The organism is Alteromonas sp. LOR (assembly GCF_000753865.1).
Classification (GTDB): Bacteria; Pseudomonadota; Gammaproteobacteria; order Enterobacterales; family Alteromonadaceae; genus Alteromonas.
Map to the genome: position 1 here is coordinate 67,791 of NZ_JQFW01000014.1, position 22,444 is coordinate 90,234.

Genomic DNA, 22,444 nt, shown 5'->3' on the forward strand with positions numbered 1-22,444 from the left:
TATTAAATTACACCACAAGTATAAAATATTAATACCATGAGCCAGATCAGTCTTGTCTACGACACATTAAAACAATGCTTACGCGAACGGCGACTCACCTATAAGCAACTTGCAGAAACGCTTAGCGTGAGCGAGGCAAGCGTGAAGCGCAATTTTTCGCTACAAGCGTTTAGCCTGGATAAATTAGAGCAGATTTGCGAATGCTTAAATTTGTCACTAAGCGATTTATTTAGCCTTTCACAAAAACAGCAAGAGAAGATTTCACAGCTATCTGAACAACAAGAAATGGAGCTGCTCGCAAACCCGAAATTACTTCTTGCCGCAGTGTGTGTAAGAGACGGTTGGCGCTTTTCAGAACTTATCGAATATTACGATATTGATGAAGTGGAAGGCATTAAGCTAATGACAACCCTCGATAGACTTAAGCTTATCGAACTGTTGCCGAACAACCATTACAAACTGCTTATTGCTCAAGATTTTCGCTGGATCCCCGGCGGACCGCTAGAGAAATTCATGGAAAAAGAAGTCATGGTGAAGTTTATGGATCCGAAGAAAAACGAGCCGTGGATGTTTCGCTTTTACTTGCGAGGTCGCTATTCACAATCATCTATCTCTATTATTCAACGACGCTTAGAACAACTTAGGCAAGAAGCGGCCAAACTAAGCAGCGAAGACAACGACTTGCCAATTGAAGAGCGTAAGCATGTGGGGTTACTCATGGCAATGCGGCCTTGGGAGCCTTCGCTCTTTGAGAACATGAAACGAAAATAGACTGATGAGAGTATATTTGGGGTCAGGGTAGAATAATACTTTGACGTTTGGCTTAAGTCTTAACACGCCCAAACTAATCGTTTAGTACATTCAGACACGTGCTGACGAACCATTGATATGATCGTGACGCCTTCTACGATGGCTAATTGAGTTATGTTACTATATTAAAAAAACACGCTTGGCTACCACATGACCGAACAACCAAAAAACCCCCTTCACGGACTCACCCTCGAGAAAGTCGTCACTCAACTGCACGAACGTTACGGATGGGAAGGGTTGTACTATCGCATTCGAATTAATTGCTTTAATAACGAGCCCTCGATTAAATCGTCCCTTAAATTTTTACGCAAAACTCAGTGGGCGAGAGACAAGGTAGAGCAGCTTTACATACAGACATTTACAAAGTAGTACCGATTTTACATAAAGAACGTGCTACTACGTGTTTCGTCTGTTTTATTTGATTTAAATTAATAACTAGCGTTCAATCAACGTCGTAATATTGTTTAGTTTTTAATGTACGTAGAAGTACAAATACTGCTATGTTTAGTAAAACAAAAACAACGGAAGGAATAAGCCATGGTTAAGCAAGTTGTTGAATTTCGAACGTTGTTAAATTATGCGTTACTTTTTACGTTGAGCTTTTCACTGTCCTGCACTGCAGCTACCCGCACGGTGACCGTTGTCGACCAAGACAATAAGCCTGTCAGCAATGCTGTAGTCGCATTTCTCCCTGTACCCAACGCGCTAAATACGTCCACCAGCGTCACTGCCACCACTCATCAGGAAACTGTAAAGCACGCTGCTACGGGCAGTATTCAAAGCGATAGTGAGCAGGTGGCCATTATGGACCAAGTAGATAAGCAGTTTTTACCTCGCGTTATCGCCATTCAAAAAGGCCAAAGGGTCAAATTTCCCAACAGTGATGATATACGTCATCACGTTTATAGTTTCTCCCCCACTAAACCGTTCGAAATAAAGCTGTATAAAGGCTCAAATGTCGATCCTGTTCTGTTTGATAAGGCAGGTATTGGTACTCTTGGCTGTAACATACATGACGATATGGTGGGGCATATCTACGTGTCCGACGGAGAAATAACCAGCGTGTCTGATAGCAACGGCATAGCGAGCTTCGACCAGTCAGTGCCAGACACTGTGATAGTGTGGCACGAAGACTTATCGATAGATGGCAGCCTTAAAGTGAAAGTAATGCTAAAAGATAGCGACGGTACCTCCATAGCGGGCGTTAAATTAGTCCGCCTCGCTCCGCCACCTAAAAAGCGCACTTTCGGTGCTAGCCGATTTGGCGGTTGAGACAACCATTGAAGTCATATTCTCTCAATCAACACGTATTTAGACTGGCTGCAGGGTTAGTCTTACTGTCAACATTAGCAATACTGTTGAGCGTGTGGTCGTCGACCACTGAACATGCCAAGCGCGAATTAGCAGAGAGTCTTGAGGTTGCACGCTACGTGGTAGCAGAGGTTTTCAGTAACCGTGAAGAACAGCTATTTACCAACGCAAGCGTACTTACCGATGATTTTGGCTTTAAAAGCGCAGTAGCATCTCAAGATAACGCCACCATAACGAGTACCTTAGAAAATCACGGTAACCGAGTTGGCGCAGACATGATGGCGTTGCTATCGTTGTCGGGCAGTATTACCAGCAGCACCTCTAAAGGATTACAATCGGGACAGCAATTCCCCCATCCTCAGCTAGTGCAAAATGCGCTGCAACAAGGTGGAGAAAATGCATTTATTGTAGTGAATAATGAGCTTTATCAAGTGTTACTTTTACTTGTCGAAGCGCCAAACCCCATCGCTATCGCTGCTATTGGCTTTAAAATTGATGAACCCGTTTTAGCTCGTTTGAAATCAATTACGCTGTCTGATGTCGCTATTGTGGCAGAAGAAAAAGGCAGCATCATTTTTAAGCAAAGTACGCTGAGTGACGCTCAAGAAAATTATAAACGTTTAAACGGCGTAGACGAGTTGTCTTGGTTATCTTTTATCCCCTCAAACCAAGCACAGCTAATTACCCAATACATAACGTTGTTTAGCGATAGTGATACAAAAATAACGCTAGAGCTTTCAGAGAGCGCTCAAACGCTATTAACCGAATTTGCCAAACTACAAAAGCAAATTAGCATCATTGCCGCCCTGCTTCTTGCGATTTCGCTTATTATTGCTGCATTGTTCGCAAAACGGATATCACGACCCCTTCGCCGTTTATCGACAATATCGCAAGAGATAGCGGCGGGTGTGTACAACCATAAAACGTTTGTTACTTCCCACACCACAGAAATCGCGGCGCTTTCCGACTCTTTTCAGTCAATGCAAAGCAATATTCAAATGCGCGAGGAGCAAATTCAGTTTCAAGCTAGCCACGACCTGCTCACGGGCCTCGTTAACCGCTATCACATTGCCGATGTCATCAATAAAAAGTTGTTTAACAAAGAGTCTTTTGACGTCATTGGGATAAACATTCTTAGCTTTCGAAATGTGAATGATGTGTTTGGTTATAGCAACGGTGACTTATGCTTACATACGCTAGCAGGGCGCTTAGATGAGCTTGGCGGTATGGCAGCAAGACTAAATGGCGGTGAGTTTTTGTGGATACCCGAATCTCGGCTTAGCAATAATCAGTTGGGGGCTATTCAAGCTGAACTTGAAGCCCCTATTTACGCCGAAAGTGTTGTGATTACATTGAAGCTGTCCTTTGGTGAATTACACTGCCCTGAAGACGCCGATGACCCATCCACGCTGTTAAAACGCCTCGCGATTACATTAGACCATGCGCGACATTTGCCAGAGCACCGCGTTCGCTACAGCCCAGATTTCGACGCTGAATACACTCGACGTATTAGCATTATTACCGAATTAAAGCAGGCTCTGCACCGAGATAGCCCTGAACTTTCCTTGGTGTATCAGCCCAAGTTGTGTTTAGACAGTAGCTCGATAAGTCATGCGGAAGCGCTTATGCGCTGGACCAGCAAAACTCTTGGCTTCGTGGGCCCTGATGAATTTATATTAGTTGCCGAACAGGCAGGGCTGATAGGAGCGGTTACCGATTGGGTAATTAAACGGGCCATTAACGATACTAAAACATTGGTGGATAACGATGTAGAGGTGTGCGTTGCCATTAATCTATCTGCCAAAGACATATTGAATAAGTCACTACTACCACAAATAAAATCCCGTATTGCAGAAGCCGGGCTATCCCCCACTCAACTTTCTTTCGAAATAACCGAAAGTGATTTAGTCAGTGATGCCCAGGGTGTATACAGTGAACTTGGTTTGTATCGAGAGGCGGGATTTACTCTGGCAATCGATGATTTTGGTACCGGTTATTCATCACTATCGTATTTAAAAAGCTTACCGGTTAATGAACTTAAAATAGATAAAAGCTTTGTACTGAATTTAGATAAAAACCAAAGTGACCAACAGATAGTAAAAACCATTATCGACTTAGCGCATAACTTTGACTTAAAAGTGATTGCTGAGGGCGTTGAAACCCTACCTAGTCTGTCGTTGCTTAATCAATGGGGGTGTAATTATGCCCAAGGTTACCTCATTTCTCGCCCAGTACCGGTAGAGCAGTTTATGCAATGGTACAAAGAAAACGAACACACTGACTGGTTATCATGATGAAACACTGTACTGCGATGTTATGCGCCCTTTTACTGATTGTTTATAACAATGAAGCTCTCGCTGGCGACGGTAAATTACTTGGCACTGCAGGGCTTATCCAAGTTGAAGGCTCTGGTGGTGGCGGCATAGTTCCGTGGGCAACGTTGGCTGGCTACGATACCCAAGACCAAGTCTCTGTTAATGCTGTGATGACACAGGTTGACCTTGACGACTATCGTCTGAATGTTATGGGTGTGTCTGCTTCTTTTTACGACCGTATCGAAATTAGTGCAGCCCACCAGCGCTTTGACCTTAAACAGCTTGGCGGCGACATAAGGCAAAATATATTTGGGGTGAAATACCGCCTTTACGGAGATGCGGTTTACTCTCGCTTGCCTCAAGTTAGCATTGGTCTTCAACACAAACGACTTGAAGATGGTGCAATTGCAGAGCTACTTGGCGCTGACTCATCATCAAACGGTACCGACTATTACATTGCCGCTACTAAGATTCATCTAGGTGCTGTAGCAGGTTTCAATGCGGTGTGGAATGTGACTGCGCGAGCTACTAAAGCCAACCAGCTTGGTTTGCTGGGGTTTGGCGGTGCTGAAAACAACGATTATGAAGTTATGCTTGAAGCCTCAGCAGGCATATTGCTTTCGCGCAGCGTTGCCATTGGCGCAGAATATCGTCAGAAACCTGATAACTTAGGTTTAGGTGAAGATGATTGGGTGGACTACTTTGTTAGCTACATCCCTAACAAACACGTTGCACTTACCCTTGCTTGGGCTGAACTTGGCAGTATTGCAGGCGCACAAGATCAAAACGGCCTGTATCTCTCAATAAATGGCCAGTTATGGTGACATCATGTTGATAACGCGTATTCTCCCCCTCATCAGTTTTGTAGCAATTGTCGGCTTAAGTGGCTGCTCTACCACCGTTGGTGACCAAAACCCATCATCAAGCGTATACGCAGAGCTGGGCGGCAGTAAAAAAGTAGAAGAGATAGTGGAAAACTTTGTTGTTGAGATTGAGCGCGACCCCGTTATTCTCGCCTATTTCGATGGCGCAGATATTAATCGCTTTATCGATAAATTAAGTGAGCAAATATGCCATCGCACCGGCGGCCCCTGCGAGTATTCAGGCGATACCATGGAGCAAGTGCACGGTGGTATGAATATTACTGAAGCCGATTTTAACCGCACAGTCGACTTACTGATTAATGCAATGAACAAGGCAGACGTGCCCCACCCGCTGCAAAACAAAGTGCTAAGAGTGCTTGCTCCCACTCGCGACGAAATGCTTTATTTGTAAGAGGCGACTTGTTTCAAGGAACTACTTTTTTAAGGGCTCCCCTGCCTGTATACTGGAGCATCGGCAAGGGAAGTGACGAGAAGTATTCGGGCGTGTTGCCTTGATGCAAAACCACTCAACTGCGGTAACACGCCGCGATTACGAACATTTTAAGTCTCGCTGAGTGGTAATTATCTATGCGGACTGATATTAATGCTAGGCGTCGTTATAAAGCGTGCTAATCCATTTTTCTTCGTTAATGAAGTTCCAACTCCATTTAGCCCATTTCTCTTCAAGCCCCATAGCTTTTACCTCATCAAGGCTTTTACCCTCTTGCTTAAGGGCTTTTACATAATCAAATGTTTCACTGATCATGTTAAGGAACGTCGTATATTCCGCCTTATTACCTACACCACCGTGACCAGGAATAATCATGGTGCTATCGTCTATTTTTGTCAGTAAATGCTGCACAGACTCCATATACCCTACTACATTGCCGCCTGCACCTTGGTCTATATAGGGAAACATACCATTGAAAAATAAATCGCCTGTATGCATAACGTTAGGCTGTTCGAACCATACAACACTGTCACCATCGGTATGGCCCACAGGAAGGTGCATCACGTGTACCGTCTCGTTGTTAAAATATATTTTGATACCGTCTTCGTAGGTTATCGTTGGCAAAGCGTCAGGCTCAACGTTCTCGTCTCCCGCTAAACGTACCCGCACGTTTTCGTGAGCAAATATGGTGGCGCCTTTGTGACTGTGGAAAAAGGCATTCGAGCCTGTATGGTCACCGTGATAATGGGTGTTTATTACATACTTAGGTTTGTCGCTGCCAAGCTCGCCAAGCTGTGCGGCAATTTTTTCCGCAAGCGGAGCAAACTGATCATCAATAATAAGTACGCCATCTTCACCTGCAGAAACACCGATATTACCGCCCATTCCTGTTAGCATATGCACAGCACCTTTTATGGGTGTTGCTTTTACTTCCACGTTTGCAAATCTATCTTGTGCAAATGATACAGATGTTGGTAACGCTACAGCCGATAGCGCAACTATTGCTGCTGCTATAACCGACATTGAATGTGGCGATGATTTCTTTATTGTTTTCATTCTTATTTCCTTGGGTGGGTAACCTGTACTTGAAATACTGTAATTCGAATACTCTGGCGTTTAATGCAATGACTTTAATGCTAATAGTTAACGCTATTAATTTAACAGTCATTTTATCGATTACTAAAATGTAGCAGCTTGATTGGCATTGCTAATTAGATGCTAACGATTTTGCAGACGATTAACCTTAACTAGCATTAACTAATGGCCGATATTAAGCATAAAATTTACTATGCATTCACTATGGCTAAATCGACGTATTAGATCATTTTTTCACCGTCAGGAATATCGCCCATATAAGCAAAACGCAAGACTTCCATTCCGTCACGCTCTACTGTTTCTGTAAACATATCGAGAGGGCGAACCCACAGCGCACGTTCGCCGTAACAGGGCCTGTATACCACCAGTTTCGATTCATCTTCTGAGTGTGTAGCAATCTCATACACATCGTACATATTGCCTTTGTAATGCTTGTAGCGGCCTGGAGTAATTAGCTGTTCTGTTTCCATTGTGAGTCCTTATTCTTAGCTAGCTTTATCATGTGATTGCGTTTGTTAGATGGCTAAGTGCTGCTTGCTTAGCTCTCTTTGCTTAGCTCTCTTTGCTTGGCTCTCTTTGCTTGGCTTGGCTGGCTCGGCGTTAATCGTCAAAGGGTAGGATCAATTGCTGTGTTGATTGATGGGCAGCTAAACCTATGTGTATCCCCACCAGACGAATTCCCCGTCCGTTGGCCCGCTCGAACGCCTCTTCCATCAGCGTTGCAAAATAATGCTCTTCAAGCATGGCATGTCGATGCTCAACGGTAGTAAGCTGAAAATCATTAAACTTAAGCTTAACGCCCTGTGTTCTTAAACGCACAGGCTTTCCTGTTCTTTTCTTGTGGTTTTCCATGCGCTCATGAAGTTTTTCAAGCAAATGGGGAAGGAATGCCTTGCACTGTTCAATCGTCTGAATGTCGTCACTTAAAGTACGCTCTACACCAATTGATTTTCGCTCGCGAGACACTGAAAGTTCGCGTTCATCAATACCATGAGCCCTTTCCCACAATACACTGCCAAACTTTCCAAGCTCTTTTTGTATTCGCTCAAAAGGATACTGGCGCACATCGTTACAGGTATTCAGCCCCATGCGCGCCAATTTTTGCATTGTCACTTTACCCACACCAGGAATCTTTTTTAGCGGCATGTTACGAACAAACTCATCAAGATTATCCGGCGTAATCACACAAATGCCGTCGGGTTTGTTTTCATCACTCGCTACCTTTGCAACGAACTTACACGGAGCGACCCCTGCTGATGCGGTTAAACCTAATTCGCTTTCGATTCTTGCGCGGATTTCCTCCGCTATTAACGTAGCGCTACCGCCGCAAAACTGACTGTTAGTCACATCAAGGTATGCTTCATCTAATGACAATGGCTCTACTAAGTCTGTGTAGTCAGAAAATATGTTACGAATTTTTTGAGACTCGCTGGCGTAAGCGTCCATGCGACCTTTTACTAAGGTAAGATTTGGGCACAGCTTCATGGCATAAGCGGTAGCCATTGCACTACGTACGCCATATTTTCTTGCCGGATAGTTACACGTTGAAATCACGCCTCTGCGATCGGAGCTTCCCCCTATCGCGATGGGAATATTCTTAAGCGCAGGATTATCCCGCATTTCCACAGCGGCATAAAAACAATCCATATCAACGTGGATGATTTTTCGCATTTAAACTCGCATTGCGGTACTAGGATGCTTATAAGTGTATGCTAATACCAAACTGTACATATAGACAGTATAGTAGCGACTAGCGAAGACTTATTCCAGTAAGACGTGCTCTTTGAAGATTAAATGATAAAGCTTCTAACAGCCGCTTGTTGTTAGACTAATGATAGGTTTTGAATCAGCTGAACGAGCAGCTGCATATCTCACCTTGCAATTTGAAGGGTCCGGAGCATCATCTAATGTAAGGTTGATATTCCCCAACCTACCTGAACAATTGCCTCCACCCCAAGTTAATCCTTCGCTTACATCCATCGCCCTTTCAATACCGCTCGGGTGAGGGCACGGGAAGCCACAGCGTAGGGTAATAGTTTGTCCGGCAAGTTCGACAGTAGGATCTAAGTTGCAATCGGTTTTATTTTCGAGCCTAGCCTTATAGTTGACAAGATCCGACGCCGTTTTCATTGATCCCTCTGCAGCTTCTAGGGTGGCAATTCGACCATCACGTCCTAGGTCTACTAATCGAGGCACTGCGGTCACCGCGAGGATCCCTAAAACAACGATTACAACAATCAACTCGATAAGGGTAAACCCTTCTTCACCTAACTTCATAAATACTCTTCTTTAGTATCGACATATTCATAAGGTAATATTTATTAAGAGATAGTATATGAACTTAAAAGTAGCATGAAATAAAACCGATACAAAAAAGCCGCTAGTGGGTAGCTAGCGGCTTTATTCATTTTGGAAAAGTTGTACGGTCGCGTTTCAACTTACAAAATTTGGTTTTGCTTCCATTCATTCAGTTTTTTCTGACGTGCTTCTTCTTTTTCCATACGCGACTTTTTACGATCGCAAGGCTCTGGGCAGTCACACGCTTTTTCTATACCGATTGCGCCTAATCCGCCACAACTTCCCGAAATAGTTTTTCGCTGCACCAAGTAACCAATAGCCATGGCTGCAACCATGGTCAAAAAGAAACCGAATGCGAGAATAAATGTAGACATACCTACCCCTTGGTTATCCCCTTAATTATGTACTGTAACCAGTTTATCAAATTCTGGCGACGCATACTCCTCGAAACTATCATCTGTGCGACGAATGAGGAATACCGCAAGATTTTCCTGCTCTGCCACTTCAATAGCCTGTTCCCACCCCATCACGTTAAATGCAGTGGCAAGGCCATCTGCGGTCATTGATGACGGATGGATAACCGTTACCGACACCAAGTTGTGGGATATTGGGTATCCTGTAGTTGGGTCAATAAGATGAGAATAGCGCATACCATCTTCTTCGTAATAATTGCGATAGTCACCCGATGTTGCCACTGCATTTGTTCCAATTGACACCACTTTTTGAATTGCGCGTTCTGTCGTCACTGGCTTTTCAATGGCAATTAACCACTCGCTACCATCGCCACGTAATCCCTTAACACGCATCTCACCACCAATCTCAACGAGGTAGTTTTCGATGTTGTACTGCTCTAATATTTCAGCCACTTCATCAACACCAAAGCCTTTAGCTATGGTCGATAGGTCGACATAGAGCATAGGATGCTGTTTCTTCAGTCCCGTCTGAGTAGTACCTAATTTTTGATAACCTACGTAATCGCGAATATCGTCGATATCTTCGCGAGATGGTACTTTTTCAGGTCGCTTAGTGGGGCCAAACCCCCATAGGTTTACCAATGGGCCTACGGTAACGTCTAATACACCGCCACTTAATTTGGCCAGCCGCAATGCCTCATTAACCACAAGCAAAGTATCATCAGACACAGCAAAATTATCGGTATAACGATACTGATTAAAGCGCGACAACTCAGACGTGGGGTCGTAAGTTGACATCATTTTGTTAACGTTAACCAAACGCGCATCAATCTCAGCCTGAAGACCTTCTACCGCCTTGCCTTTATCAGCCAAGTACTTAACGTTATACGTTGTGCCCATAGTTTGTCCCTGCAGATGCACAACAGGACGACTTTTGTCACTGCAGCTTGCAAGCATTACCATGGCTATGGCTATTACAGCCAATAGAATTCGAACAAAAAATCGAATCACAATAGGTTCCTTACTCTATCCTTCACACAAACAAAAAAGGGGCTTACGCCCCTTTTATAAAGTTATTTGCGTAGATTAACCACCGAAGTCATCTAGCATGATGTTCTCGTCTTCAACACCTAAATCTTTAAGCATGTTGATAACGGCAGCGTTCATCATAGGTGGCCCACACATGTAAAACTCACAGTCTTCCGGTGCAGGGTGATCCTTCAGATATCTTTCTAGCAATACTTGGTGAATAAACCCAGTTTCGCCTTCCCAGTTATCTTCAGGCTGCGGATCAGAAAGCGCAACGTGCCACTGAAAGTTTTCGTTCTCTGCAGCAAGCTCGTCGAAATCTTCTGTGTAGAACATTTCACGAAGTGAACGGGCACCGTACCAAAAACTCATCTTACGGTTTGATTTCAAACGACGAAGCTGATCGAAAATGTGTGAACGCATTGGGGCCATACCTGCACCACCACCTACGAATACCATCTCGTTTTCAGTGTCTTTCGCGAAGAACTCACCGAATGGACCAGAAATAGTGGCTTTGTCACCCTCTTTAAGGCTCCAAATGTACGATGACATTTTACCAGCAGGTAGGCTCAAGTTATTAGGCGGCGGCGTAGCAATACGCACGTTCAACATAATAATGCCTTCTTCCTCTGGGTAGTTCGCCATTGAGTATGCACGAATAGTCTCTTCGTCTACTTTAGACTCAATGTCAAAGAAGCCAAAGCGTTCCCAGTCACCACGGTACTCATTAGGAATTTCAAACTCTTTATACTTAACATGGTGAGCAGGTGCTTCAATTTGAATGTAACCACCGGCACGGAAAGGTACACTTTCACCGTTAGGAATTTTAAGTTTCAGCTCTTTGATGAAGGTTGCTTTATTATCGTTAGAGATAACTTCGCAATCCCATTTCTTAACACCAAACACCGACTCTTCAAGTTCGATTTCCATGTCTTGTTTAATCGCAACCTGACACGACAAACGACAGCCTTCGCGTGCTTCACCTTTTGTAATGTGATCAAGCTCAGTAGGTAAAATCTCACCACCACCTGAATGCACATCTACGCGACACTGACCACAAGAGCCACCGCCGCCACACGCTGAAGATACAAAGTAACCGGCATCTGCAAGTGCACCTAGCAACTTGCCACCCGGCTCAGTTTTAATAGCTTTGTCCGGATCGCCATTAATGGTAATAGTCACGTCACCACTTGGTACCAATTTAGACTTGGCAAACATGATGATGAATACTAGTGCCAATACAATGGCAATGAACATGCCGACGCCTAGATAAATTTCTACGTTATTCATTTAAATGCTCCCGAGCTCGATTAAAGCTGAATACCAGTGAATGACTGGAAGCCTAACGCCATAAGACCCGCAATCATGAATACTGATCCAAGACCACGAATACCGTCAGGCATGTCAGCGTATTTCAGCTTTTCACGTACAGCGGCCAATAGCACAATGGCAATTGCCCAACCGATACCACTTCCTACGCCGTAAACGACACTTTCGGTCAAGTTATATTCACGTTGAACTGCAAATGCTACACCACCAAAAATTGCACAGTTAACTGTGATTAGTGGTAGGAAGATACCAAGTGCGTTGTATAGCGCTGGAAAGAACTTATCCAAACTCATTTCTAATATCTGAACCAACGCAGCAATAACGCCGATGAAGGTAAGAAAGTTAAGAAAACTTAAGTCAGCTTCTGGGAAGCCTGCCCATGCAAGCGCACCTGGAGCAAGGATATTAACGTAAATGATTTGGTTAACAGGTACTGATATACCAAGTACAACAATAACTGCTACACCAAGACCCATTGCAGTTTTCACTTTCTTAGATACCGCCAAGAAGGTACACATACCTAAGAAAAGTGATAACGCCATGTTCTCAACAAATATTGAGCGAACAAATAACGACAAATAATGTTCCACGACTTACTCCTTAGGCTCTACTTGCTCTGGACGGATAGTACGGATAAACCATATTAAGCCGCCGATTAAGAAGAATGAACTGAATGGCAGTATTAACAGCCCATTACCCTGGTACCAACCACCGTTCTGAACAAGTGGAAGGATCTCAAATCCAAGAATAGTACCGAAGCCAAATAGCTCTTTAATAGTACCAATAACGACAAGGACAAAAGAGTACCCTAGGCCGTTACCTATCCCGTCAAGGAAGCTCATAAGAGGTGGACTCTTCATCGCATAGGCTTCTGCACGACCCATTACGATACAGTTAGTAATTATCAATCCGACGAACACCGACAGTTGTTTCGAAATTTCATACGAATACGCTTTCAATATTTGGTCAACAACAATTACCAGCGAGGCAATGATTGTCATTTGAATAATAATTCGAACACTAGAAGGTATCTGGTTGCGAATAAGTGAGATAAACAAGTTTGAGAATGCTACAACGCTTGTTAGTGCTAATGACATTACCAACGCTGTTTCCAGCTTTGTGGTAATTGCCAGTGCTGAACATACCCCTAGTACCTGAAGGGCGATCGGGTTGTTGTCCAAGATTGGCCCAAAGAGGGCCTTTTTCATTTCTTTAGTATCTGCCATGAGACTTCCCTTATGAACGCCATGCTTGGTTCTTCAGGAACTGGCCGAAGCCTTGCTCGCCTACCCAGTAACGAATGGTGTTTTCTACACCGTTACTTGTTAGGGTCGCACCTGAAAGCGCATCAATTGTGTGAGGATTGCTTGGGTTAGCATTCTTTACTACACGAATGGCTACATCGCCGTTTTCGTATATTTCTTTACCATCCCATTTGTCCTGCCACGCTGGATTTTGAACCTCACCGCCTAGTCCTGGCGTTTCTTTTTGCTGATAGTAGATAAGCTCACGAACAGTTTGTCCGTCTGCATCTAGCGCTAAGAAACCGTACATAAGATCCCATAGTCCACTGCCGTGCACTGGAAGAATGATGCGCGAAACATCACCTTGTGCGTCACGCACCAAGTAAACACTTGCTACGTCAGGGCGGCGTTGGAAACCAACATTACTGTTTGTTACTTGCGTGCTGTATTCAGTTTGTTTAGCAGCCTTATACATATCGTAATCTGCAGTTGGCGCTTCAACGAATTGACCGCTATCCAGATTTACGAAGCGCGGTTCAACACGCTCGTCATAGGTGCTTTCGATAACACTGTTGCTCATGCCCATTTCATAAAGGCCTGCAGCGTTAAGGATATTACTCTTCTTATCAAGAGCAGCGTTTGTCTGCTGTAGCGAGCGCAGGCCAACAGCTGCGCCAGATACAACAATTGAACATACTAAACATACGGCAACAACAATGCCTACCGTTTTGCCTAAAGATTCTTTCTTAGCCGACACGTGCTACCCTCCGCTTGATATTGCTCTGCGCGACGAAATAGTCGAACAATGGTGCCCACAAGTTAGCAAATAGAATCGCTAGCATCACACCTTCAGGGAAGGCTGGGTTCAATACGCGTATTAATACCGTCATGAATCCGATGAAGAAACCGTAAGCCCATTTACCTTGGTTTGTGAATGCAGCCGATACTGGGTCTGTTGCCATAAAGAACATACCAAAGGCAAGTCCACCGACTACAAAGTGCCAGTATGCAGGCATTGCAAACATCGCGTTAGTATCACTACCGATTACATTGAGCAATGTTGCAAAGAACGCTACGCCAAGACCAACACCGGCAACGATGCGCCAGCTTGCAATACGCATATACATGATGAATAAACCACCAAGAATAATCGCAAGGGTCGATACTTCACCAGCAGAACCTGAGATAGTACCCAAGAAGCTGTTCATCCAGTGATCCATGTTTGCGTAGTCAAGTTCACCAGAAGCCGCTTGGCTTAGTGACGTTGCACCCGAGTAACCGTCTGCCGCTACCCATACTTGGTCACCTGAAATTTGTGCAGGATAAGCAAAATATAAGAACGCACGACCAGACAATGCTGGGTTTAAGAAGTTACGGCCTGTTCCGCCAAATACTTCTTTCGCGATAACAACACCGAAAGTGATGCCTAAAGCAACTTGCCACAAAGGAATTGTTGCAGGTAACGTTAGAGCGAAAAGTACTGAGGTTACGAAGAAACCTTCGTTAACTTCATGCTTACGCACTGAAGCGAAAAGGACTTCCCAGAAACCACCTACAATGAAGGTAGTGGCATAAATAGGTAACCAGAAACACGCTCCGTAGAAGAACATGCCTAGTACGCCGGCATTTGATAAGTCTCCGCCTAGAGCAGAGAACAAACCCGCTTGCCACGTGTCTGGCAACGTACCCGCACCGGCAGCAATCGCGTCTTGCGCTTGGAAACCAATGTTGTACATGCCGAAGAACATTGCTGGGAATGTTGCCATCCATACAAAAATCATAATGCGCTTAAGATCGATGCTATCGCGCACGTGAGTGTTTGCTTTGTTTACTTTGCCTGGCGTGTAAAAGATGGTCGCCGCAGCTTCGTAAAGCGCATACCACTTTTCATGCTTACCACCTGGCTCGAAGTTCGGTTCGATTTTTTCTAAATACGCTTTTAAACCCATGACTTAACCCTCTTTCTCTATCGTGGCCAAACAGTCGCGTAAAATAGGAGCATAGTTATATTTGCCAGGGCATACATACGTACACAACGCCAAATCTTCTTCGTCCAACTCTAAGCAACCCAATGTCTGAGCACCGTCAGTATCACCAGAAATCAGATCTCTAAGCAGAAGCGTAGGAATGATATCTAGGGGCATAACGCGTTCATAATTACCAATTGGAACCATAGAACGTTCTGAACCATTGGTAGTTGTTGTCATATCAAATTTCTTGCTACCACCTAAATGGCCTAGGTAAGCACGTGTCACTGAGTGTTTGTCCGAGCCTGGAGTAATCCAACCAAAGAACTTTTTCTCGTGACCTTCTTTTAATGCTGATACTTGTGTGTGGAAACGACCTAAGAAGCCGTGAACACCCTGTGCTGTTGTACCGTTAAGTACAGAGCCAGACACAACGCGTACGTCACCGTCTACAAGTTCATTTTTTGTTAATTCTGCTAAATCAGCTCCCACCGTTGTGCGAACAAGGCGTGGATTTTTAGCTGCAGGACCGGCTAATGAAACTACACGTCTGCTGTCTAATTCACCTGTTGTCAGTAATGCGCCAATGGCGATCACGTCTTGGTAATTAACATGCCAAACGGTTTTGTTCATGCCAGCAGAATCCAAATAATGGATGTGCGTACCTGGAAGACCAGCTGGGTGTGGACCACCGAACTCTTCTACGTCTACCGCGGCATCACCGGTTGCTACCGATGTACCTGGCGCCTTACAGACGTAAGTCTTTCCACCGCTCAATTGCGTTAACGCTTTCAGACCATTTGCAAAGTCTTCTTGGCGCTCAGCAATAATCACAGCCGGATCGGCTGCAAGTGGATTAGTATCCATTGCTGTAACGAAAATTGAGTTTGGTACAGAATCTAACGCAGGCGATTTGCTAAATGGACGCGTACGAATCGCTGTCCACATGCCAGATTCCACTAGGATTGATTGAAGCTGCTCTCGTGAAGCACTTGAGATTTGTCCAGTAGATAGCGTATCAAATTTAACAGCATCGCTGCCGTTTGCTTTGATAACTACAGACTGAAGCACTCGTTTTGCACCACGATTAACCTCTACCACCTCACCCGCAACTGGTGCAGTGAATTTAACGCCAGGGTTCTTTTTGTCTTCAAAAAGAACCTGACCTTTCTTCACTACATCGCCAGCTTGGACGTGCATGGTAGGGCGCATACCCACATATTCTTCTCCCAGAATGGCAACGCGCGTTGCAGCAGATGCATCAGCAATCTCCTGCTTTGGCGCTCCCTCAATTGGGAGGTCGAGACCTTTCTTGATTTTTATCATATGTAATTGCACTACTCTAATATAAATACCCTTTTGCATAACCGCAGTTATCCTGCCTGTCAGCATGCAAAAGCGTACTAGTAACAGGTGCTAAACACCTTTTTTGTTTTGATTGGCGGAACTTACCGATAAAGTCGCGGTTTGCTTGCTACTTTGCCGCAACGGCTTATTCCTAACGCGGGCTTCTCGCCCTGTTTTTATTGGACAGCAGTAATTGAACTATTTATTGCGATAACTCTGATATCAAATTCGTTACTGTTGTATAAGCGAAACACTGTCAAAAGCTTCTCACTTAATATCGGGATTTTAGCATTAACCAATGCCTTTGTGCCATGCAAATCACAGATAAAGACAAAATTTTCGACAATTTAATGTAAACCTATGGTCTATATCGGCTAATTTTTACATTTAACGCATTAAATAGGCTTTAAAAAAGCCGCCTTTAGAGGCGGCTTTCAACATGTTTTAGAGTCGCTATTCAGCGCTTACCAATTTACCTGAGGATCCATATCCTGCTCGTAATCTACCGACTCAATATCAAACCCGAACAGCTTAAGAAATTCGTGATGATAGCCAGCGTAATCACTTAATTCATGGAAGTTTTCTTGTGTGACTTGGTCCCACAACACCTTAATTTTTGCCTGCGTTGCGTCGTTGGTTTCTTTTGCATCCATACGATAGCGATTAGCTTCATCAAGAGTGGGGTTATCGCCAAAGAGGCACTGAGTGAATAATCCGTGTATTTGCTCAATACAGCCCTCGTGGGTTCCCTCTTCTTTCATCACTTTGTAAATGAGTGAGATATAAAGGGGCATTACTGGGATTGCTGAACTTGCTTGGGTAACGAGTGCTTTAAGCGAGCTGACGTTAGCTTCAACAAAGAGGTCGCTATTTTTACCAATAATGGCTGCTGCCGCACGGTCTAAGTCTTCTTTCGCTTTACCGATTGTCGCTTGCCCATAAATAGGCCAAGTTAATTCTTTACCAATATAGGTGTAGGCAGTTGTTTTACACCCTTCTGCCAACACATCGGCATCGCGAAGAAAGTCCATCCAGCGTTCCCAATCTTCTCCACCCATTACTTTGATGGTATTGAGAATTTCTTCATCATTCGCAGGCTCTAGTGATACATCGTGTACTTTGTCTTTATCAGTATCGTAAGTCTTGGTTGTATAGGCTTGGCCCACAGGCTTTAGAGTAGACTTATAGGTTACGCCCGTCTCTGGGTCTGTTCTACGCGGTGAAGCGAGACTGTAGATAACAAGGTCTACTTTTCCGATGTTTTGCTTAATCTTTTCGATAGTTTCTGCTTTTATCTCATCAGAAAATGCATCGCCGTTTACAGTGTCTGCGTATAAACCTTTGGCGTTAGCTTCTTTATGAAAAGCAGCGGTGTTATACCAACCAGCGGTACCTGTTTTTCTCTCCGTTGGGGCTTTTTCAAAGCATACACCCAAGGTTTTAGCGCCATATCCAAAGGCTGAAGTAATTCGAGATGCAAGGCCATAGCCTGTTGAGCTGCCAATAACGAGTACGTTTTTAGGTCCATCACCTAGGTCGCCCTGACCTTGTACATATGCGATCTGTTCTTTAACTGATGCTGTACAGCCCGCTGGATGCGCGTTTGTACATATGAAGCCTCTCACTTTAGGCTTGATAATCATAATAATTTTCCTTATTTAAGCGTGGCGCTATTGTAATGCCGTCATTGCGTTTAACAACTCGGAGCAGTGAACACAGCATAACGCAAAGGAAGGGGTATTGAATATGGCCTTGGTAAAAGCCCAATTTACTGAAGATGTTTTTTACAGAAGGTGCTTTTAATAGGTAGTGTTTTTAACAAAAGAAGATTTTTATTGATGGTGCCTTACTACACCAGATGATTTTTTAGTAGAGATTGGGGCGCAGCAGAATGCTGCGCCCCAATAGGCTGATTAACCTAGAATGTCGAGTAGCTCAACATCAAAAATCAGTGTGCTATAAGGTGCAATTGCTGCGCCAGCACCTTGCTCACCATAGGCAAGATCGTGAGGCACATATAAACGCCATTTTGCGCCAACTTTCATGCTTTGAAGTGCTTCAGTCCAACCTTTGATAACGCCACCAACTGGGAACTCTGCAGGCTGACCACGCTCGTAAGAGCTGTCGAATGTTGTACCGTCAGTTAAGGTGCCGTGGTAATGAACACGAACCGTGCTTTCAGCTACTGGTGAATCGCCTTCACCTTCAGCGATCACTTCGTACTGAAGACCAGACTCTGTTACGTTAACTTCTTCACGCTTGGCGTTATCTTCCAGGAATTTAGTTCCTGCTTCGATCACAGCTTTGCTTGCTTCTTCTTTAGCAGCTTGCATACGGTTGTGGATTTCACCAAACGCATCGCGAAGCGTGTCGTTATCAACTTGAGGTGCAGAAGCCGCAAACGCATCTTTTAAACCAGCTACAACTGCATCAATCGCTAAGCCGTCGAACGGGTTAGATTGTAGTTGCTGGCCCATTTGGTAACCAATGCCGTAACTTGCTTGGGTTTCTACTGTATTGAAAGTATCAGTCACAATAACTCCTGAAATTAAATTACAAATGCAGTGCATATTTTAAACAATTCGCACGCTGCGAGAATTTTTCTGCATTTTCCGGTGCGAGAGTGTATCACACCACAATTTATCTTGCTTTCAGCATTGTTAATAAGTCTATTAAAGTATCAAAATGTTGTAAATTATAACCGAAAGAGGTTAGACAAGTTGCAAAGGACACAGTATGGTTATGACCATATATTTAGGAGGATAGCATGCAAACTCATCACGATGCTGAACTAAAAGATACCGTTCGATATCTTGGAAAGACACTTGGCGAAACGATTAAAAATCAGTTGGGTCAAGATTGGCTTGATCGTATTGAAAAAATACGAATCGACGGCAGAGCCTCGTATCAGGGCGACGGAAAATGTAGCGAAGAACTGAAAGAAACTTTCAAAACCATGTCTGACGATGATTTACTCACCGTTGGTCGTGCATTCGCGCAGTTTTTGAATTTAGGCAATATTGCTGAGCAAGAGTACAACGCAGCGATGAATGTTGATGCGTCGATGGATGCATTATTTGAGCACCTTGATAAAGCCGAACTTACCACTGAAAAAGTACAAGAAGCTGTAGGCAAGCTCAATATCGACCTTGTTTTAACTGCCCACCCTACTGAAGTTACTCGTCGAACGCTAATACACAAGCATAAAGAATTAGCCGACTGCTTGCAGGCCGTTCACCAAGAATCACTCAACGATGTGGACCGCGGCAAAGTGGAAACCCGTATCGCCGACTTGATTGCACAGGCATGGCATACTGAAGAAATTCGTTCGGTACGACCAACACCAGTAGACGAAGCGCGCTGGGGCTTCTCAGTTATCGAGAACTCACTATGGGAAGCGGTGCCAGACTTCCTTCGCGAGTTAAGCGATCGTCTTACTAAAGACTACAATGTTGCGTTGCCACTTGACGCTTCGCCAGTTCAGTTCAGTTCTTGGATGGGCGGCGATCGCGATGGCAACCCATTCGTTACTTCAAAGGTAACTGAGCAAGTATTGTTATTGGCAAGAAAGCGAGCTGCGAAATTATTCGCTATCGACTTAGATCGCCTGCAGGTTGAGCTTTCAATGTACGACTGCAACGACGATATTCGCGCTAAAGTTGGCGATGCAAATGAACCGTACCGCGCGCTGTTGCGTCCATTGGTAAACCGCTTCATTAAAACTCGTGACGGGATTGACGACTATCTTGCAGGGAAAAACCCTGATTCATCGGATTGGATTGAAAGCGACGACGAGCTTATTGATGCACTTATGCTTTGCCATCAATCATTGATTGACTGTGGCATGCAGGTTGTTGCCAATGGCTTATTGCTAGACACTATTCGTCGCGCTCGCGTATTTGGTATTCACCTGCTACGTCTTGATGTACGTCAAGATTCAGAGCGTCACTCAGATGTATTCAGTGAACTAACGCGTTATCTTGGCCTTGGTGATTACGCACAGTGGAGCGAAGCAGACAAGCAGGCGTTCTTATTGCGCGAGCTTGGCTCAAAGCGTCCTTTATTCCCGGCTAAATGGGATGCATCAGATGACGTAAAAGAAGTACTCGATACCTGTAAAGTTGTGGCTAAACACAGCAAACACGGTTTTGGTATTTATATTATTTCAATGGCGAGTGAGCCCTCTGACGTACTTGCCGTGCAGCTATTGTTACAAGAAAGTGGCGTCAGCTGGCCAATGCCTGTTGCGCCATTGTTTGAAACACTGGATGACTTAAACAACTCGCCTGATGTAATGCGCAAGCTACTGTCAATTGACTGGTATCGCGGATACGTGAAAGGCCGTCAGTTTGTGATGATAGGTTATTCTGATTCTGCAAAAGATGCCGGAGCACTCGCCGCTGGTTGGGCACAGTATCAGTCTCAAGAAGCACTCGTTGCCATTGCCGAAGAGTTTGATGTGTCACTGACGTTGTTCCACGGTCGTGGCGGTACTATCGGTCGTGGTGGCCTACCTGCTCACGCCGCTATTTATTCGCAGCCTCCAGGGTCTCTTGAAGGCGGCTTCCGTGTAACTGAACAAGGTGAAACCATTCGCTATAAGTTCGGTATGCCAACACTTGCTAAACGTAGCTTAGGTATTTATGCCAGCGCTATTATTGAAGCAATGTTGTTCCCGCCTCCGGCACCAAAAGAAGAATGGCGGGAGCTTATTACTACGATGGCAGGCCAAGGTCGCGACAACTATCGCGCTACTGTACGCCACGATGAAGAGTTTGTTCCTTACTTCCGCGTTGCAACGCCTGAACAAGAGCTTGGCAAGTTACCGCTAGGTAGTAGACCTGCGAAGCGTAAACCTCAGGGCGGTATTGAAAGTCTACGCGCTATTCCATGGATATTTGCATGGGCACAAACGCGCTTAGTACTGCCTAGCTGGCTTGGCGTTATGCGTGCAATCGATAGCGTGAAAACGCCTGAAAACGAGAAAGTGGTCAACGAAATGTTCAGCGAATGGCCATTTTACCGTTCTCGCCTATCAATGTTAGATATGGTGTTTCACAAAGCCGACCCTCGTATCAGTGAAGCGTATGACGAACGCTTAGTACCCAAAGAGCTTAAGCACTTTGGTGAAGCACTGCGTAGTGAGTTAAAAGAGAGTATTTCTTCTCTGCTTGCGATAACTGGCGAACAGGACATTATGGCAAATGATCCTCAAGGCAAAGAGTCGATGGAAATTCGCGCAGCGTATTTGCAGCCTCTGCACTATCTGCAAATTGAATTGCTTGACCGCATCCGCAAAGCAGGTGATGAGTCGCAAAATACCAGCTTAGAACGCGCGATGATGGTGACGATTGCAGGTATTGCCATTGGTATGCGTAATACGGGTTAGTAAGTTATTTTAAGAAAGCACATCAAAACCCGCGTTTAACGCGGGTTTTTTTATACCTCATTTTTCCCATTTGCTCTAAATCTCCTACCCTTCTATTAAATTGATAAGCGTTAAGTCTTATTTTTTATTCGCAGTATTGCTAATTCACGCACTCGGGACAGTTACCTTCTAGTATCACTCACTATATTGTTAGGCTTGTATTTGCAGTAACAATACAAAAAGTCTTGAGCAGAAAGCCTCTTACGTAAGCCGCTATTGGAATTATCGCAATTATGAATTATTTAAAAATAAGCAGCTCAATATATGCAGTTCTTATTATCTCCGCCTTCATTTTAATACAAGTGAAAGGAGATAATAGCGGTTACTTTGACTTCTTCGTTGTATTGACGCTTGGCTACATAGCAATTTTGCAGCATGTTGTTTTAAAAGAAATGACCAAAAGCAATGAACGGCACAACGATTGAAATCAAGCCTGCGCTACGACATATCAAGGCTCTAAACTGGAAGGACACTAATAGCAGGCTTTTACTCTTTCAAGAGCACGCGCATGGGTGCGGCGGCGAAGCCTAAAGGATTCAACAAA

21 protein-coding genes are annotated in these 22,444 nt (G+C 44.4%); 7 read left to right on the top strand and 14 right to left on the bottom strand.

From position 1 onward, the window contains the following. Window positions 1-36: 36 nt before the first annotated feature. The 6 genes from JV36_RS0105090 (at window position 37) to JV36_RS0105110 (ending at window position 5,711) form a co-directional block, all read left to right on the top strand. Window positions 37-771, top strand: a complete 735-nt coding sequence (locus JV36_RS0105090) for a helix-turn-helix domain-containing protein (protein WP_032095534.1) — start codon at window positions 37-39, stop codon at window positions 769-771. A 189-nt stretch (window positions 772-960) separates the two neighbouring features. Further along, a complete protein-coding gene (locus JV36_RS19385; protein WP_081926534.1) occupies window positions 961-1,179 on the top strand; it encodes a VF530 family DNA-binding protein in 219 nt (72 codons plus the stop codon). Window positions 1,180-1,347: 168 nt separating this feature from the next. Then, window positions 1,348-2,082: a hypothetical protein gene (locus JV36_RS0105095; protein WP_032095533.1), complete on the top strand. Its 735-nt coding sequence runs from the start codon at window positions 1,348-1,350 to the stop codon at window positions 2,080-2,082. 8 nt (window positions 2,083-2,090) lie between these two features. After that, window positions 2,091-4,415: a GGDEF domain-containing phosphodiesterase gene (locus tag JV36_RS0105100; protein WP_032095593.1), complete on the top strand. Its 2,325-nt coding sequence runs from the start codon at window positions 2,091-2,093 to the stop codon at window positions 4,413-4,415. A gap of 17 nt (window positions 4,416-4,432) precedes the next feature. Further along, window positions 4,433-5,260, top strand: coding sequence for a DUF3034 family protein (locus tag JV36_RS0105105; protein WP_052010119.1), 828 nt, complete (start codon window positions 4,433-4,435; stop codon window positions 5,258-5,260). 4 nt (window positions 5,261-5,264) lie between these two features. Next, window positions 5,265-5,711, top strand: coding sequence for a group I truncated hemoglobin (locus JV36_RS0105110; protein WP_200883135.1), 447 nt, complete (start codon window positions 5,265-5,267; stop codon window positions 5,709-5,711). A gap of 195 nt (window positions 5,712-5,906) precedes the next feature. Here the strand turns inward: JV36_RS0105110 and JV36_RS0105115 are convergent, their stop codons facing one another. From JV36_RS0105115 to JV36_RS0105180, 14 genes are all read right to left on the bottom strand, one after another. Next, complete coding sequence (locus JV36_RS0105115; protein WP_032095531.1) at window positions 5,907-6,806, bottom strand: MBL fold metallo-hydrolase; 900 nt, start codon at window positions 6,804-6,806, stop codon at window positions 5,907-5,909. 260 nt (window positions 6,807-7,066) lie between these two features. Further along, on the bottom strand, window positions 7,067-7,315 hold the full coding sequence (locus JV36_RS0105120; RefSeq protein WP_032095530.1) for a DUF1653 domain-containing protein: 249 nt from the start codon (window positions 7,313-7,315) through the stop codon (window positions 7,067-7,069). A 130-nt stretch (window positions 7,316-7,445) separates the two neighbouring features. Beyond that, window positions 7,446-8,516 carry a DNA polymerase IV gene (gene dinB / locus JV36_RS0105125; protein WP_032095529.1) on the bottom strand — a complete coding sequence of 357 codons (1,071 nt, stop codon included), beginning with the start codon at window positions 8,514-8,516 and terminating at the stop codon, window positions 7,446-7,448. 135 nt (window positions 8,517-8,651) lie between these two features. Next, on the bottom strand, window positions 8,652-9,122 hold the full coding sequence (locus JV36_RS19985; RefSeq protein ID WP_052010113.1) for a type II secretion system protein: 471 nt from the start codon (window positions 9,120-9,122) through the stop codon (window positions 8,652-8,654). A gap of 161 nt (window positions 9,123-9,283) precedes the next feature. Further along, on the bottom strand, window positions 9,284-9,517 hold the full coding sequence (nqrM, locus tag JV36_RS0105135) for a (Na+)-NQR maturation NqrM (protein WP_032095528.1): 234 nt from the start codon (window positions 9,515-9,517) through the stop codon (window positions 9,284-9,286). A gap of 21 nt (window positions 9,518-9,538) precedes the next feature. Then, a complete protein-coding gene (locus JV36_RS0105140) occupies window positions 9,539-10,567 on the bottom strand; it encodes an FAD:protein FMN transferase (RefSeq protein WP_032095527.1) in 1,029 nt (342 codons plus the stop codon). A 75-nt stretch (window positions 10,568-10,642) separates the two neighbouring features. Next, window positions 10,643-11,875, bottom strand: a complete 1,233-nt coding sequence (nqrF, locus tag JV36_RS0105145; protein ID WP_032095526.1) for an NADH:ubiquinone reductase (Na(+)-transporting) subunit F — start codon at window positions 11,873-11,875, stop codon at window positions 10,643-10,645. A gap of 20 nt (window positions 11,876-11,895) precedes the next feature. Next, entirely contained in the window at window positions 11,896-12,504 is a 609-nt protein-coding gene (nqrE, locus tag JV36_RS0105150) for an NADH:ubiquinone reductase (Na(+)-transporting) subunit E (RefSeq protein ID WP_032095525.1), read from the bottom strand. 3 nt (window positions 12,505-12,507) lie between these two features. Further along, complete coding sequence (locus JV36_RS0105155; protein WP_032095524.1) at window positions 12,508-13,140, bottom strand: NADH:ubiquinone reductase (Na(+)-transporting) subunit D; 633 nt, start codon at window positions 13,138-13,140, stop codon at window positions 12,508-12,510. Between the two features lie 10 nt (window positions 13,141-13,150). Further along, complete coding sequence (locus tag JV36_RS0105160; protein ID WP_032095523.1) at window positions 13,151-13,915, bottom strand: Na(+)-translocating NADH-quinone reductase subunit C; 765 nt, start codon at window positions 13,913-13,915, stop codon at window positions 13,151-13,153. Next, on the bottom strand, window positions 13,905-15,107 hold the full coding sequence (locus JV36_RS0105165; RefSeq protein ID WP_032095522.1) for an NADH:ubiquinone reductase (Na(+)-transporting) subunit B: 1,203 nt from the start codon (window positions 15,105-15,107) through the stop codon (window positions 13,905-13,907). The genes JV36_RS0105160 and JV36_RS0105165 overlap by 11 nt, the downstream gene beginning before the upstream one ends. A gap of 3 nt (window positions 15,108-15,110) precedes the next feature. Continuing rightward, window positions 15,111-16,451 carry a Na(+)-translocating NADH-quinone reductase subunit A gene (locus tag JV36_RS0105170; RefSeq protein WP_032095590.1) on the bottom strand — a complete coding sequence of 447 codons (1,341 nt, stop codon included), beginning with the start codon at window positions 16,449-16,451 and terminating at the stop codon, window positions 15,111-15,113. A 485-nt stretch (window positions 16,452-16,936) separates the two neighbouring features. After that, complete coding sequence (gene fabV, locus JV36_RS0105175) at window positions 16,937-18,115, bottom strand: enoyl-ACP reductase FabV (protein ID WP_032095521.1); 1,179 nt, start codon at window positions 18,113-18,115, stop codon at window positions 16,937-16,939. A 270-nt stretch (window positions 18,116-18,385) separates the two neighbouring features. Further along, window positions 18,386-19,006 (bottom strand): FKBP-type peptidyl-prolyl cis-trans isomerase, encoded by a 621-nt coding sequence (locus JV36_RS0105180; RefSeq protein WP_032095520.1) that lies wholly within the window; start codon window positions 19,004-19,006, stop codon window positions 18,386-18,388. 233 nt (window positions 19,007-19,239) lie between these two features. On the opposite strand from JV36_RS0105180, the gene ppc reads away from it, so the two are divergent. Continuing rightward, window positions 19,240-21,861 carry a phosphoenolpyruvate carboxylase gene (gene ppc, locus JV36_RS0105185; RefSeq protein ID WP_032095519.1) on the top strand — a complete coding sequence of 874 codons (2,622 nt, stop codon included), beginning with the start codon at window positions 19,240-19,242 and terminating at the stop codon, window positions 21,859-21,861. Window positions 21,862-22,444 lie beyond the last annotated feature (583 nt).

Bases quoted from the DNA above. Each gene is read 5' to 3' on its own strand.
- JV36_RS0105105 (WP_052010119.1), top strand. From the start codon at position 4,433: ATGTTATGCGCCCTTTTACTGATTGTTTATAACAATGAAGCTCTCGCT.
- JV36_RS0105165 (WP_032095522.1), bottom strand. From the start codon at position 15,107: ATGGGTTTAAAAGCGTATTTAGAAAAAATCGAACCGAACTTCGAGCCA.
- JV36_RS19985 (WP_052010113.1), bottom strand. From the start codon at position 9,122: ATGAAGTTAGGTGAAGAAGGGTTTACCCTTATCGAGTTGATTGTTGTA.
- nqrF (WP_032095526.1), bottom strand. From the start codon at position 11,875: ATGAATAACGTAGAAATTTATCTAGGCGTCGGCATGTTCATTGCCATT.
- JV36_RS0105090 (WP_032095534.1), top strand. From the start codon at position 37: ATGAGCCAGATCAGTCTTGTCTACGACACATTAAAACAATGCTTACGC.
- fabV (WP_032095521.1), bottom strand. From the start codon at position 18,115: ATGATTATCAAGCCTAAAGTGAGAGGCTTCATATGTACAAACGCGCAT.
- JV36_RS0105120 (WP_032095530.1), bottom strand. From the start codon at position 7,315: ATGGAAACAGAACAGCTAATTACTCCAGGCCGCTACAAGCATTACAAA.
- JV36_RS19385 (WP_081926534.1), top strand. From the start codon at position 961: ATGACCGAACAACCAAAAAACCCCCTTCACGGACTCACCCTCGAGAAA.
- JV36_RS0105110 (WP_200883135.1), top strand. From the start codon at position 5,265: ATGTTGATAACGCGTATTCTCCCCCTCATCAGTTTTGTAGCAATTGTC.
- JV36_RS0105155 (WP_032095524.1), bottom strand. From the start codon at position 13,140: ATGGCAGATACTAAAGAAATGAAAAAGGCCCTCTTTGGGCCAATCTTG.
- JV36_RS0105170 (WP_032095590.1), bottom strand. From the start codon at position 16,451: ATGATAAAAATCAAGAAAGGTCTCGACCTCCCAATTGAGGGAGCGCCA.
- ppc (WP_032095519.1), top strand. From the start codon at position 19,240: ATGCAAACTCATCACGATGCTGAACTAAAAGATACCGTTCGATATCTT.
- JV36_RS0105115 (WP_032095531.1), bottom strand. From the start codon at position 6,806: ATGAAAACAATAAAGAAATCATCGCCACATTCAATGTCGGTTATAGCA.
- dinB (WP_032095529.1), bottom strand. From the start codon at position 8,516: ATGCGAAAAATCATCCACGTTGATATGGATTGTTTTTATGCCGCTGTG.
- JV36_RS0105095 (WP_032095533.1), top strand. From the start codon at position 1,348: ATGGTTAAGCAAGTTGTTGAATTTCGAACGTTGTTAAATTATGCGTTA.
- nqrM (WP_032095528.1), bottom strand. From the start codon at position 9,517: ATGTCTACATTTATTCTCGCATTCGGTTTCTTTTTGACCATGGTTGCA.